Annotated in this window: 12 protein-coding genes; 4 read left to right on the top strand and 8 right to left on the bottom strand. The window is 70.5% G+C overall.

Going from position 1 to position 13,895, the window contains the following annotated elements; genetic code table 11:
- The 7 genes from ACWGST_RS16270 to ACWGST_RS16240 all read right to left on the bottom strand — a co-directional run.
- Positions 1–930 (bottom strand): sigma-70 family RNA polymerase sigma factor (locus ACWGST_RS16270; protein WP_452047709.1); only part of this gene is annotated, 930 nt, incomplete at its 3' end.
- Positions 931–1,314: 384 nt separating this feature from the next.
- On the bottom strand, positions 1,315–2,475 hold the full coding sequence (locus ACWGST_RS16265; RefSeq protein ID WP_452047708.1) for an N-acetylglucosamine-6-phosphate deacetylase: 1,161 nt from the start codon (positions 2,473–2,475) through the stop codon (positions 1,315–1,317).
- Complete coding sequence (locus ACWGST_RS16260; protein ID WP_452047707.1) at positions 2,476–3,261, bottom strand: DeoR/GlpR family DNA-binding transcription regulator; 786 nt, start codon at positions 3,259–3,261, stop codon at positions 2,476–2,478. It lies immediately after the preceding gene.
- The gene (locus ACWGST_RS16255; protein ID WP_452047706.1) at positions 3,258–4,106 is read right to left on the bottom strand and encodes a class II fructose-bisphosphate aldolase; all 849 of its coding nucleotides are present in this window, start codon (positions 4,104–4,106) and stop codon (positions 3,258–3,260) included. Before ACWGST_RS16255 ends, ACWGST_RS16260 begins: the two co-directional genes overlap by 4 nt.
- The gene (locus ACWGST_RS16250; RefSeq protein ID WP_452047705.1) at positions 4,103–5,122 is read right to left on the bottom strand and encodes a 1-phosphofructokinase family hexose kinase; all 1,020 of its coding nucleotides are present in this window, start codon (positions 5,120–5,122) and stop codon (positions 4,103–4,105) included. Before ACWGST_RS16250 ends, ACWGST_RS16255 begins: the two co-directional genes overlap by 4 nt.
- Positions 5,119–6,108: an ROK family protein gene (locus ACWGST_RS16245; RefSeq protein WP_452047704.1), complete on the bottom strand. Its 990-nt coding sequence runs from the start codon at positions 6,106–6,108 to the stop codon at positions 5,119–5,121. Before ACWGST_RS16245 ends, ACWGST_RS16250 begins: the two co-directional genes overlap by 4 nt.
- Positions 6,108–6,977, bottom strand: a complete 870-nt coding sequence (locus tag ACWGST_RS16240) for an SIS domain-containing protein (RefSeq protein ID WP_452047710.1) — start codon at positions 6,975–6,977, stop codon at positions 6,108–6,110. The genes ACWGST_RS16245 and ACWGST_RS16240 overlap by 1 nt, the downstream gene beginning before the upstream one ends.
- A 416-nt stretch (positions 6,978–7,393) precedes the next feature.
- On the opposite strand from ACWGST_RS16240, the gene ACWGST_RS16235 reads away from it, so the two are divergent.
- From ACWGST_RS16235 to ACWGST_RS16225, 3 genes are all read left to right on the top strand, one after another.
- Positions 7,394–8,638, top strand: coding sequence for an extracellular solute-binding protein (locus tag ACWGST_RS16235; RefSeq protein WP_452047703.1), 1,245 nt, complete (start codon positions 7,394–7,396; stop codon positions 8,636–8,638).
- A gap of 61 nt (positions 8,639–8,699) precedes the next feature.
- On the top strand, positions 8,700–9,686 hold the full coding sequence (locus tag ACWGST_RS16230; RefSeq protein ID WP_452047702.1) for a carbohydrate ABC transporter permease: 987 nt from the start codon (positions 8,700–8,702) through the stop codon (positions 9,684–9,686).
- Between the two features lie 2 nt (positions 9,687–9,688).
- Positions 9,689–10,597 (top strand): carbohydrate ABC transporter permease, encoded by a 909-nt coding sequence (locus ACWGST_RS16225; RefSeq protein ID WP_452047701.1) that lies wholly within the window; start codon positions 9,689–9,691, stop codon positions 10,595–10,597.
- A 147-nt stretch (positions 10,598–10,744) separates the two neighbouring features.
- On the opposite strand, the gene ACWGST_RS16220 is transcribed toward ACWGST_RS16225, so the two are convergent.
- Positions 10,745–12,277 (bottom strand): family 20 glycosylhydrolase, encoded by a 1,533-nt coding sequence (locus ACWGST_RS16220; protein WP_452047700.1) that lies wholly within the window; start codon positions 12,275–12,277, stop codon positions 10,745–10,747.
- A gap of 254 nt (positions 12,278–12,531) precedes the next feature.
- On the opposite strand from ACWGST_RS16220, the gene ACWGST_RS16215 reads away from it, so the two are divergent.
- Entirely contained in the window at positions 12,532–13,839 is a 1,308-nt protein-coding gene (locus ACWGST_RS16215) for an ABC transporter substrate-binding protein (protein WP_452047699.1), read from the top strand.
- Positions 13,840–13,895: the final 56 nt, after the last annotated feature.

Below are 13,895 nucleotides of genomic sequence, written 5' to 3'. Positions count from 1 at the left end.
GCCTGCGCCCGCGCCGGCGGTGGAGCCCGCGCCGGCGGTGGAGCCCGCGCCCGCGCCCGCGCCGGCCGAGCCCGTCGCCGCCGCGTGGCCGACGATGACCGCGGGCATGCCCGCGGCACCCATCGCGACCTCGGCGACCGGGGCGCCCTGCGAGAGCCAGGCCGAATACGCCGTCGCGCCGCCGACGCCCGCGGTGAGGGGCAGCAGCACGAGGGCGAGCCGCGAGCCCACCTCGCGCGCCTCGGCCGCGACGATCGTGCACCGGGCGCAGTCGTCGAGGTGCGCTTCGAGGCGCGTCGTCTCACGCGTGCGCAGCTTGCCGCGCGTGTAGGTGCCGAGCCGGTCGATGGTCCACTGGCACTCGGGGGCGTTGGCGGGGTTGCGCAGATGCACCCGGATCCACGACTGACGCAGGCCCTCGCGAGCTCGGTAGGCGAGCGCCGCCGTGCTGTTGGCGCTCATGCCGAGCAGCGGTGCGATCTGGGCCGGGGTCATGTTCTCGACCTCGGAATACCAGAGCACCTCTTGCCAGCGGGTCGGCAGCGCCCGGAAGGCCTGTGCGGTGGCGCTGCGGTCGAGCGAGTCGAGCGTCGCCGACTCGCTCGAATCGGGGTCCTCGAACGACTCCAGGGTCTCGAGCGTCGTCTCGTGCCGGGCCCGCCCCCAGCCGGCCGCGGTGTTGCGGATCGTCGTGAACAGGTACGGGCGGAACGCGCCGGTGGGGCCGCCCCCCGCGAGGATCGCGCTGTAGATCTTCGTGAAGGATTCGGCGACGAGATCGTCGGGGTCGAGCGAGCTGTACGAACGGGCGACGGTGCGTGCCGAAGCCGAGTGCCGGTGCCAGAGCTCGGCGTACGCGGCGCCGTCGCCGTCGCGCGTGCGTTCGATGAGCGCGGCGTCGGCCGATCGGTCGGTGCGCAGCGGTGGCACGACGGGTCTCCTTCGGGTGACGGATGGCACGCGGGGTCGAGAGGCGTTCCATACGAGAGACGCGTCGAGACGGGAATCATGACGCGGTGAATTCGGATCCCCCCTATTCCAGCAGAGATCACTGGGAAACGGGTATGGAAAAGATTTCGCGAAAGCCGCGTCATAGTCGCGTCGATTCGCCGTCTCTCAGGTGAGGGCATTCAACCGCCCTCCACCCACCGCCGTCTCAGGCGACCCGAACGCCCGAGACGGGTGCCGGCCCAGCCGGCGAGGAGCGGAGGGCATCGGGGGAAACGATGCCGCCGCTCGAACGGGCGGGAGTCCCGGAGGCGAAGGGGAACACGCCTCCGGGCCCCGTTCCCGATCGCCGGGCGTTCGAGCCGATCAGACCAGGCGTGCGCCCGCGCTCCAAACCGCCCGCACGCCGAGTTCGGCATCGAGCAGCACCGCGTCGGCGGCGAACCCGCGGTCGAGGCGGCCGAGATCGCCGGCGCGGCCGATCGCCGCAGCCGGGGTCGCGGTCAGCGCGCCGACCGCCTCGTCGAGCGGGATGCCGCACTCGAAGACCGCACGTCGCAGCGCGTCGTCCTGCGTGAGCGTCGAACCGGCGATCGAGCCGCCCTCGCGAAGGCGCGCGACGCCGTCGGTCACGACGACCTCGAGCGAGCCGAGCACGTAGACGCCGTCTGCCGAGCCCGTCGCCGCCATCGCATCGGTGATGAGCGCGACCCGGCCGGGTGCGCCGGCGAAGGCGAGCTTGACGACGTCGGGGTGCACGTGCACGCCGTCGTTGATGACCTCGAGGGTGACGTGGTCGGCGTGCATCGCCGCCGTCACGGGTCCCGGGGCGCGATGGTGGATGCCCCGCATGCCGTTGAAGGCATGCGTGAGGATCGAGGCGCCGGCGTCGAACGCGGCGAGCGCCGTCTCGAAATCGGCGCCGGTGTGGCCGACGGCCACCCTGACGTCGGCCGCGACGAACCGGGCGATCGCCTCGAGCGCGCCGTCGTGCTCGGGGGCGATCGTGATCTGCCGCAGCATTCCGGCTGCGGCGTCGAGCAACAGGTCGACGGATGCCTCGTCGGCACCTCGCAGGAGGCCCGGGTCGTGCGCTCCGCGGAACTCCCGATCGAGGAACGGACCCTCGAGGTGCGCGCCCAGCACTCGCGGGTCGCGCTCGGCGAACCGGGCGATCGTCGCCAGCTCGTGAGCGAGCCGGTCGACGGACGCGGTCACGAGGGAGAGCACCGAGCGGGTCGTGCCGTGGGCGCCGTGCACCGCGAGCACGGTCTCGATCGCCGTGTCACCCTCGTCGACGGCTGCGCCGCCGCCGCCGTGGCAATGGAGATCGATGAATCCGGGGGTGAGGAAGCACCCCGCGGCATCCGTCACCGTCGCCGACACGGCCGCGAGACCGTCGCGCCAGGTGTCGCCGATGCCGCGCGCGGTCACCCGATCGCCGTCGAAGCGCACCCACGCGTCGGTGACGGTATCGGCGCCGCTCACGAGGCGTGCGGAATGGATGACGACGGGTGAGGTGCTCACTCAAGCAACGATAACGTCGTAGCCCGCGTCGGCGAGGCGCTCGCGCTGGTCGGGTGTGATGCCGGCATCGGTGATGATCGTCGAGAACAGCCGCCGCGGCCCGATCGCCGCGAACGCTCGCTTGTCGATCTTCGAGGAGTCGGCCACGAGCACCGCCTGCGTCGCCCGCCCGGCCATCAGCGCGTTGACGGCGGCCTCGCGCTCATCGTGCGAGGTCGGCCCCACGAGCGGGTCGATGCCGTTGACGCCGATGAAGGCGAGGTCGAGCGTGATGCTGCCGAGCACCGCGTCGGTGTATGCGCCGACGAGCTCGTAGGAGCGGGCGTGCACGACGCCGCCGGTCACGACCGTCTTGATCTGCGGCCGCATCGCGAGCTGCATCGCGATGTTGATCGCGTTCGTGACGACCGTCAGGCTCGGGTCGGGCGCCGGCTCCATGATGTCGCCCCGCGACATGAGGGCGTCGGCGATCGCGGTCGACGTCGTGCCGCCGCAGAGGCCCACGACGGCGCCGCGCGGCACGAGCGCGCTGGCCGCTCGGGCGATCGCGGCCTTCGCGTCGGAGTTCTGCTGGTTCTTGTAGCGGATCGGCAGGTCGTAGGCGACCGAGTGCGCGACCGCCCCGCCGCGCGTCCGCGTGAGCAGTTGCTGCTGGGCGAGCGCGTCGAGGTCGCGCCGGGCCGTGGCCGGGGACACCTCGAGGCGTTCGACGATCTGGTCGACGTCGACCTGGCCACCCTCGGCGAGGAGGTCGAGGACGGCGCTCAGACGCTCGGCACGATTCATCCGTTGGGGTCCTTCCCTGCGAAGAGGCGCAGGAGGCGGGCTGCCTCCGTCTCGACGGCGTCTCTGCCGGCGGCGAGGTACTTGCGCGAGTCTACGACCGTCGGATGCTCGTCGAGGAATCGGCGGATCGCCCCGGTGAACTGCGCATTCAGGTGGGTCGAGACATTGATCTTCGTGAGCCCGGCGCGGATGCCGGCGACGATGGTCTCGTCGGGCACGCCCGATGAGCCGTGCAGCACGAGCGGCACCGGCACGGCCGCCCGCAATCGCCCGATGAGTTCGAGGTCGAGCGACGCGACCCGCTCGGTCATCGCGTGCGACGAGCCGACCGCGACGGCGAGGGCGTCGACGCCGGTCTCGGCGACGAACTGCGCCGCCTCGGCGGGGTCCGTGCGCACGCCGGGCGCGTGGGCCCCGTCCTTGCCGCCGATCTCGCCGAGTTCGGCCTCGACGAGCACGCCGGTCGTCGCGGCGTACGTGACGACCCTGCGCGTCGTCTCGACGTTGTCGGCGAAGTCGAGCTTGGCGCCGTCGTACATGACCGACCCGAAGCCGTGGTCGATCGCGAGCAGTGCGAGTTCGGGGTCTTCGGCGTGATCGAGGTGCACGGCGACGGCGGCGCTCGACGCCTCGGCCACGGCGAGGGTGGCGCGGGCGATCGGCTCGAAGCCCCCGTGGTAGCGGATCGCGTTCTCTGAGATCTGCAGGATCACCGGCAGTCCGGTGCGCTCGGCCGCCCGAACGAGGGCTTCGGCGGTCTCGAGGTGCAGCACGTTGAACGCGCCGACGGCACGGCCCTCGGCGACGGCGGCGGCGAGGACGGCTCGAGTGGGGGTGAGGGTCATGCGATCGCTTCCGGGGCTGGGGAGCCGGCGCTGCCGGTCGGGGTGGGAGGGGTGGGAGTGGTCGTCACGGCGGTCGTCACGACGACCTCGCGTTCGAGGGCTGCGTGCTCGGGCGACAGCTCGCCCGCGAGCGGCATGAGCACGGCCGAGGCCGACCAGGCGGTCGCGCGCCGCGCCAGGCGTGCCCGGGCCTCTGCCGCGGCCGGAGCGTCGGCGGCGAGGTCGGGCGCCTCGGTGAACGCGGCCGCGATCGCGGCGACTGCGGCATCGCCCGCGCCCGTCGCGTTGCCGTGCAGCACCCGCGGCAATCGGGCACGCACCTCGCCCGCGGCATCCGCCGACACGATCATGAGCCCCTCTGAACCGAGCGAGGCGACGACGAGGCCGGCCCCGCACTCGATCAGGCGGCGTGCGCCGGCCACCGGGTCGTCGAGGCCCGTCTCGGCGCGCAGTTCTTCGGCGTTGGGCTTCAGCGCCGAGGCGCCGGCCCGGGCCGCCGAGGTGAGGCCGGGGCCGCTCGTGTCGACGATCACGGGCACGCCGGCGGCGACGAGCGCGGCGACGAGTGCGCCGAGTTCGTCGGGGCCGAATCCGGCGGGCAGGCTGCCGCAGATCGCGACGGCGTCGGCTCCGGCGGCGAGTTCGAGTGCGGTCGCGGCGAGTTCGGCGGCCTCGGCGGCCGTGAGGGCGGCGCCGCGCTCGTTGAACACGCTCGACTCGCCGCTCGACTCGTCGACGACGGCGATGCTGCGCCGGGTCGCGCCGCTCACGGCGATCAGGCGATGCGGGATGCCGCTGCCTGCGAGTTCTGCGGCGAACTCGGCGCCGACCGTGCCGCCGGTCGTCGTGAGGGCGAGCACCTCGTGCCCCTGCGCGTGCAGCACGCGGGCGACGTTGAGCCCCTTGCCGCCTGCCCGCGCGGCGCCGGCATCGACCCGGTGCGACTCGCCCGGCTGCAGCCGGTCGACGTGCCAGGTCAGGTCGAGTGCGGGGTTCGGAGTGACGGTGAGGATCATGCGGCACCGGTTTCGTGGAGCACGGCGGCGGCCCGCACGGCGGCGAGGTCGCGAGCGGCGAGCGCCGTGCCGAGCAGGCCGGCGTCGTCGCCGAGCTCGGCGTGCACGAGCGCCGGGCGGCGGTGGAAGCTGAGCAGCGCGTCGAGGCGCGTCTCGAGCGGGCCGAAGAGCGCGGGCCCGGCCTGGGCGAGTCCGCCGCCGATCACGACGGCCTCGGGGGCGAGGGTCGCGACGAGCCGTGCGATCGCCTCGGCGAGCGCTTCGACGGCGTCGGCCCACACGCGGCGGGCGAGCGGGTCGCCCGCGGTGGCCGCTTCGAGTACCGCCCGCGCACCGTCGACCGGGGTGCCGGATGCCGCGGAGTAGCGACGCGCGATCGCGCCGGCGGAGGCGATGGTCTCGAGGCATCCGATCGCGCCGCACGGGCAGCGCTCGCCGAGCGGGTCGGCCAGCGAATGACCGATCTCGCCCGCGTAGCCTCCGCCCGCGTAGGGCCGCCCGTCGAGCACGAGCGCGCTCGCGATGCCGGTGCCGATCGCGAGCACGACGACGTCGCCGTAACCGCGGGCCGCGCCGAGCCGGTGCTCGGCGTCGCCGGCTGCGCGCACGTCGTGACCGAATGCCACCGGCAGACCGAGGGCGACCTCGGCGAGGTCGCGTATCGGCGCGTCGCGCCAACCGAGGTTCGACGCGAAGATGCCGACGCCGGCGACGTCGTCGACGAGGCCGGGCACGCTCAGCCCCGCGGCCACGGGGACGACGCCCGGGGCGGCGGCGAGGTGCTCGCGGGCGAGCCCGGCGAGCGAGCTCACGATCGTGCCGGCCGGGTCGGCTGCGTCGAGCGGAGTCGGCGTGCGGCGGAGGCCCAGCACCCGCCCCGACGCGTCGACGAGCGCCGACTTCGTGTCGGTGCCGCCGACGTCGAAGGCGAGCACCGCGTCGCCCGGGCCGAGCCGGGTCGCGTCGGAGGCGGAGTGCTCGGTCATCACGCGCCGAGGATGACGGAACGGGTGAGGTTGCGCGGCGCGTCGGGGTCGAGGCCCTTCGCGCGGGCGCGGGCGAGTGCCACGCGCTGGGCGCGCACGAGCTCGGCCATCGGGTCGAGCGCGCCGGCCTCGAAGCGCCCGCCGGTGGCGGCGACGTCGCCGGCGAGGCCCTCGGGGGCCGCACCGAACTGCCAGGTGACCCGGCCGGGCGCGGCGATCGCGATCGGGCCGTGGCGGTACTCCATCGACGGGTACGACTCGGTCCACGACTGCGAGGCCTCGCGCATCTTCAGCGCCGCCTCGTGGGCGAGCCCGACCGACCAGCCGCGGCCGAGGAAGGTGTACTGCTCGGCATCGGTCAGTTCGGGTGCGAACTCTTCGGCGATCGCACGCTCGGCGTCGGCGATCGCGCCGCTCAGGTCTTCGCCGAGCGAGGCGCGGAAGAGCGCGAGCGCGGTCGTCGCGAATCGGGTCTGCACGACCGACTGCTCGTCGGCGAACGGCAGCAGCACGGCGTCGTCGACGAGGCCGGCCAGCGGTGAGGATGCATCGCCGATCACGCCGACGGTGCGCACGCGACCCTTGACCCGCTCGACGAGTTCGAGCACCTCGGTCGTGGTGCCCGAACGCGTGAGGGCGACGACGGCGTCGTAGCCGCGGTCGACGAAGGCCTCGGAGGCGGCGAACGCATCGGTCTCGCCGTGCCCGCCCGATTCGCGCAGCCACGCGTACGACTGCGCGATGAACCACGAGGTGCCGCAGCCGACGACGGCGATGCGGGCCCCGCTGCCGGGCAGCAGCGCCTGCTCGGCGCGGAGGGTCTCGGCCTCGGCCCAGGTCTGGGGCTGCGAGGCGAGCTCGGCCGCCATGTGCGAGGCGGGCGTGTGTGCGGTGGTCGGCTGCTCGGTCAAGACGGCTCCAGAGGGGTGTTCGGGGAGCGGCGCGGAAGATCTGCGCCGTTGTGACTTCTCATGATTGCAGATGACTGCAACCGATGTCCAACGATCAGTTCGACGATTGTTTGGAAGAGATCCTCCATTTCGCGGGGTTTGTGAGGGATCTGAACAAAATCTGATAACGAATCTGTTGCACGCCTTGACGGGGCGGTGGCATTCGACATAGATTTTCGTGCGTCGAGTGAATGATGTTGATCGTTTGCTCGGCCAAACGTTCAGGAGTCTGCACATTGGCGAGGTCGCCACTGCAGAATGCTGGGCAACCGCACCGTCGCGCGAGGCTTCAACTCAGGCGCTGGTGCACCATCCACCACAGTGAGGAAGCATCCATGAAGAAGTCTCTGCGCCTCGGCACGGCCGTCGCGCTCGCCGCAATGGCGTCGCTCACGCTCGCATCCTGCGGGTTCGGCGGCGGTTCGAGCGATGAAGCCGGTGGCAAGACCACGCTCGACCTGCTCGTGCCGAGCTACTCCGACAACACCCAGGGTCTCTGGGAAGACGTGATCAAGGGCTTCGAAGCCGAGAACACCGACATCGACGTCAAGCTCGAGGTGCAGTCGTGGGACAACCTCGAGACCGTCATCGCCACGAAGATCCAGGGCGGTGAGGCTCCCGACATCTACAACGGCGGCCCCTTCGCCGGCTTCGCCGCCGACGAGCTGCTCTACCCGGCGAAAGACGTCGTCTCGGCCGACACGTTCAGCGACTTCCAGGACTCGTTCATCGCCAACGCCGAGGTCGACGGCACCGCGTACGCGCTGCCGCTCATCGCCTCGGCCCGTGCGCTGTTCGTCAACAACGCGCTGCTCGAGCAGGCCGGTGTCACGGCCCCGCCCACCAACTGGGACGAACTGCTCGACGCCGCGACGAAGGTCTCGGCGCTCGGCGGCGGCATCGCCGGCTACGGCATGCCCCTCGGCTCCGAAGAGGCGCAGGCCGAAGCGGCCGTGTGGCTCTGGGGCGGCGGCGGCACCTTCGGCGACGCGACCGAGATCACGGTCGACGACCCGGCGAACCTGCCCGGTGCCGACCAGATCAAGAAGATGATCGACGCGGGCGCCACGCAGGCCGACCCGGGCTCGACCGACCGTTCGCCGCTCATGGACATCTTCATCCAGGGCAAGATCGGCATGCAGGTCGGCCTCCCGCCGACCGTCGGCCAGATCGAGGAGAACAACCCCGAGCTCGACTACTCGATCGTCCCGATCCCCACCAAGGACGGCAGCCCCATGACCGTCGGCGTCATGGACCAGCTGATGGCCTTCCAGAACGACGGCGACAAGCAGGACGCGATCACGAAGTTCCTCGACTACTACTACACCTCCGACGTGTACGTGCCGTGGGTGCAGGCCGAGGGCTTCCTGCCCGTCACCAAGTCCGGCGCTGAGGCACTCGGCTCCGAGGAGGCGCTCGCGCCGTTCCTCGAGGTGCTGCCCGACGCGCAGTTCTACCCGAGCACCAACCCCAAGTGGTCGGCCACGGATGCCGCGTTCAAGGCGTTGTTCGGACAGCTTCAGACGAAGCCCGCGCAGGACGTGCTGACCGAGATCCAGGCGCAGGCCGACGCGGGCTGATCCCGCCCGTCACGCCAGCAGTCCACTCGCAACACCCGGAGGGATCGGTGACCACCGAACCATGAGCACCACATCCGATGCGTCACCGATCCAGGCGGGGGCGGCCGAGAGCCGCCCCCGCTCCGGGCGCGAGACCGACGGCGGCGGGAGCACCGGCACCCGCCGCCCCGGCGGCCGCGACCTGCTCGCCTCGCTGCCCTGGATCGGGCCCGCCCTGATCCTCATCTTCGGCGTCGTGCTGTTCCCGGCCGTCGTCATGTTCTACAACTCGACCCGCGACATCTCGATCTCCGGGCTCGACAAGGGCTCGGTCGGCCTCGACAACTACATCGAGGTCTTCAACTTCCCCTACTTCTGGCCCATCTTCGGCCGCACGATCGTGTGGGTCGTCGTGGTCGTCGCGTTCACGGTGCTCATCTCGCTCGGGCTCGCACAGATCCTGAACAAGGCCTTCCCCGGGCGACGCATCGTGCGCCTCGCGGTGATCATCCCGTGGGCCGCGTCCGTCGTCATGACGACGATGGTCGTCTACTACGGACTCGAGCCGTACTTCGGCATCATCAACAAGTTCCTCGTCGATGTCGGCCTGGTGTCCACGCCTGAGGGGTACGGGTGGACCCGGAACCCGGAAACGGCGTTCGCGTGGTCGATCGTCGTCGCGATCTTCGTCTCCCTGCCGTTCACGACCTACACGATCCTCGCGGGTCTGCAGACGGTGCCGGGCGAGGTGCTCGAAGCCGCCAAGATGGACGGCGCCGGGCCCGTGCGCACCTACTGGGCCGTCGTGTTCCCGCAGCTGCGCAGCGCCCTCGCGGTCGCCGTGCTCATCAACATCATCAACGTCTTCAACTCGCTGCCGATCCTGAAGGTGATGACCGGGTCGATCCCCGGCTACGACGCCGACACGATCATGACGATGATCTTCAAATACATCCAGAACCAGCACAAGGTCGATGTCGCCAGTGCGCTCTCGGTCGTCGCATTCGTCATCGTCATCGTGATCGTCGCCGTCTACGTGCGCGTGGTCAAGCCCATGAAGGAGGTCTGATCGTGGCCGTCACCGCACCCGCGTTCGAGACGATCGCCCCGCCCGCGGCATCCGCTCGCAAGCGCCGCTACACCGAAGACCAGGTGCCACTCGGCACGGTGCTCGTGCGCATGCTCGCGGGCCTCATCGTGCTCGCCGTCTTCGTGATGCCGTACATCATCATGTTCTTCGGCTCGGTGAAGACCAAGTCGCAGATCCGCTCGGTCGACCCCACCTACTTCCCCCAGGAGTGGCACTGGGAGAACTACATCAACATGTGGTCGACGCCCGAGACGCCGTTGCCGCAGAACCTGATCTCGACGATCGTGATCTCGGTCTTCGCGACGCTGCTCGTGCTGCTCGTCGCGATGCCGGCCGCGTACTACACGGCGCGGTTCAAGTTCCCGGGCCGCATGGTGTTCCTCTTCCTCGTGATCGTCACGCAGATGCTGCAGCCCGCGGTACTGACCTCGGGTCTGTTCCGCCAGTTCCTCGCGTTCGACCTGATCGACACGTGGGCCGCGATGATCTTCATCAACGCCGCGTTCAACCTCTCGTTCGCCGTGTGGATCATGCACTCCTTCTTCGCGGGCGTGCCGAAAGAGGTCGACGAGGCCGCGCAGATCGACGGCGCCGGGCGCATGACCGTGCTGTTCAAGATCAACCTGCCGCTCGTCTGGCCGGGCATCGTGACCGCGATCGTGTTCACCTTCGTCGCCTGCTGGAACGAGTTCGCGGCCTCCCTCGTGATCCTCTCGACGGCGGGCAACCAGCCGCTCTCCGTGGCCCTCACGAAGTTCGTCGGCCAGTACGAGACCTCGTGGCAGTACGTCTTCGGAGTCTCGATCGTCGCGATCGTGCCGGTCGTCATCCTCTTCATGATCATCGAGAAGCGCCTGGTCGGCGGCCTCACGGCCGGCAGCGTCAAATAACCACAGACCAGCGGATGTCGCGGGTGCCGCCTGCCCCGCGGCATCCGCTCGCCCCCTGCCCGGGCAGCCCACCCGGGCTGCGACGTCACGCGGCGTTCGGGTCGCTCGATCCAGGGCGCCCGTCGACCCGATCGCGCCGCACCTCCGTCATCGGGTGGCCCGGGCGATGTCGTCGACCGGGCAGTGCACGGTGCCCGCGGCATCCCACATCGCGCCGAGCCCGGCGACCCGTCCGGCGAAGTCCGGGAAATCACGGCCGCCGCTGCTCGGCGCGGGCGACCAGCCGATCTCGGCGATCGCCGCGAGGCGCGGGAAGACCATGAACTCGACATCATCGATCGTGAGGGCCGTCTCGGTCCACATGGGGGCCTCGACGCCGAGCACCTGGGCCTCGCCGACCCCCGGGACGACCGCGGTCGGCTCCCAGGCGTACGCCGCCTCGAGCGACGTCGGGCCGTCGGCCCAGTCGAGCCCGAGTTCGTAGCCGTTCGGCGTCGCCGGTGCGCCTGGATACCGGATATCGAGGTAGGCGGCATCGGCGGGCGACATGATGACGCGTCCGCCCTGCTCGATGACGGAGGAGGTGAGTGCTGCCGCGTTCTCCTGCGGCACGAGATAGCTCCAGTACTGCGAGATCGTGCCGGCGGGCAGTGCCCTCGATGCGCCGATCTCATGCCACCCGATGACCGTCTTGCCGGTCGTGGCAGCAGCGGCGGTGATGCGTTGCACGAGGTCGAGATAGTCGGCTGCGGGCGTCGACCACGACTCGTCGCCGCCGATGTGGAGCCATGGCCCGGGAGTGATCTCGGCGATCTCGCGGGTGACGTCGGCGAGGAAGCGATCGGTCGCCGCCGCACGGTCGGGCGCTGCGCTGAGCGACGAGAACCCCACCTCCACCCCTTCGTACGGAGCGCGGGCGATGCCGTCGTGGTTCAACTCGGGGTAGGCGCTGAGGGCGGCGTTGGTGTGCCCGGGCAGATCGATCTCCGGCACGACCGTGATGAATCGGTCGGCGGCGTACGCGACGATGCGCGCGTAATCGGCCTTCGTGTAGAAGCCGCCCGGGGCGCCGCCGACCGCGGTCGATGCGCCGATGCCGGTGAGCGCGGGCCACGCGTCGATCTGGATGCGCCAGCCCTGATCGTCGGTGAGGTGCAGGTGGAAGTGGTTGATCTTCAGCATCGCGACCGCGTCGATGAGACGCAGCACGTCGCCGACGGGGAAGAAGTGCCGCGCGACGTCGAGCATGGTGCCGCGATAGGCGAATCGGGGAGCATCGTGCACTTCGACCGCCGGGACGATCCATCCGGCGTCGGGGGCGCCGGTAGCGCCCCGAACCGGCAGCAGCTGCCGCAGCGATCGCGTGCCGCGGTAGAGGCCGGTCGGCGTGCTCGCGATGATGACGGCGCCCTGGTCGGAGAGCTGGAGGCGGTAGTCCTCGTCGCCCTCGTCGTCGCCCGACTCGTCGTGGGGCAGCAGCACGAGTGTGATGTCGGCCTGGCCGGAGGGCGAGTCGACGACGCGAAGCTCGAGGTCCAGCACAGCCCGGAGCTCGCTGGCCAGCAGGGCTCCGATCTTCCTCGCAACTCCCGGTGCGACAATGTGAGCACCCGCGGCGAGCCGGAACGGTGCGGCGTCCGTGAGCTCGAACCGGACGGGTGCGGGAACGATGCCACTCATGGATTCATCCGTTCTCTCGTTTTCGATGCTTGCGGCGCCGCGGCCATCGGTCTGCGGACCGGTGCAGGAGTGTTCGCGCTGTACATGGCGAGCACGAATTTGCGGCGCTCGCTTGAGTTTACGCGTCAGAGGAGTAATGTGAGCGCAAACATTCATTCCACAAGTGTCGATGAGGTGCGCGCGAGCGCATCGAGTCGGCCGGTGGGCACGCCCGTGCACCAACGGGCGGCGATTCTCTCAAAGAGGAGCGATACATGACCTACAGCACTCGCTTCGCACGCACCGCCGCAGTTGCGACGGTCGCGGCGATCTCGGTCTTCGGGCTTGCGGCCTGCAGCACCGACAGCGACTCGGGCAGCGCCGACGGTCCCGTCGAGATCACCTACCTGCACCGTCTGCCCGACGGCGAGGGCATGACTCCGGTCAGCGAGATCGTCGATCGCTGGAACGAGGCGAACCCCGACATCCAGGTGAAGGCGACGAAGTTCGACGGCGCGGCGACGGACATGATCCTGAAGCTCGAGACCGACGTCAAGGCCGGCAACGCCGCATGCCTAGCGCAGGTCGGGTACTCCGAAGTCCCGCAGATGTACGTCAAGGGCCTGCTCGAGGACGTGTCCGACGAAGCCGCGACGCACGAGGACGAGTTCTCGGCCGGCGCGTACTCGATGATGACCGTCGGCGATGCCGTCGTCGGCTACCCCCAGGACACCGGCCCCCTCGTGTACTTCTACAACGCGACCGAGTTCGAGAACCTCGGCCTCTCGGTGCCCACCACGCTCGACGAGCTGACCGCCGACTCCGCGGCCGCGGCGGCCGCCGGCAAGTACGTCACCGCCTTCACGCCCGACGAGGCGCTCTCCTGGCTGTCGGCTCAGGCGGCGGCGGCCGGCGACTCCTGGTTCGGGTCGAGCGACGACGGATGGACCGTCGACACCGAAGGCGCGGGCAGCCAGACGGTCGCCGCCTTCTGGCAGAACCTGATCGACAACAAGCAGACGCTGGCCACCGAGCGCTGGGGTGAGGCCTTCACGCAAGCGCTGAACGACGGCAGCCTCATCGGCCACGTCGGCGCGGCCTGGGAGGCCGGCTTCCTGCTCGATTCCCTCGACGGCACCCCGGCCGAGGGCCAGTGGCGCATCGCCCAACTGCCCGACTTCGGCGCAGGCGCACTGACGGGCCCCGACGGCGGCTCCGGCGTCGCGGTCATGAAGGGCTGCGAGCACCCGGAAGCGGCGATGGAGTTCAACGCCTGGTTCAACACGCAGGTCGACGACCTCGCCTCGCAGGGTCTCGTCGTGGCCGCCAACGGCACGCCGACCACGAGCGAGAAGATGCTCCGTCAGTTCGGAGGCCAGGACGTGCTCGCCGAGCTGGCAACGGCCTCGGGCAACCTGAGCCCCGACTTCGTCTATGCACCGGGCTTCGCTTCGCTGACCAAGATGAACGAGACCGCGGCCGGCGTCGCCGGCGGCAGCACCACCGTCGCCGACATCTTCGGCACCGCGCAGACGACCGCGGTCGCCACGCTCGAAGATCTCGGACTGCCCGTCTCCAAGTGAGTCGCGGCATCGAATGATCGCCACGGCGGCGGATCACATGACGCGTCATGTGATCC

The sequence above is a fragment of the Agromyces sp. NPDC055520 genome (genome assembly GCF_053619715.1).
The sequence above is the reverse complement of the archived record's forward strand: the minus strand, read 5'-3'. Positions and strand labels throughout refer to the sequence as shown.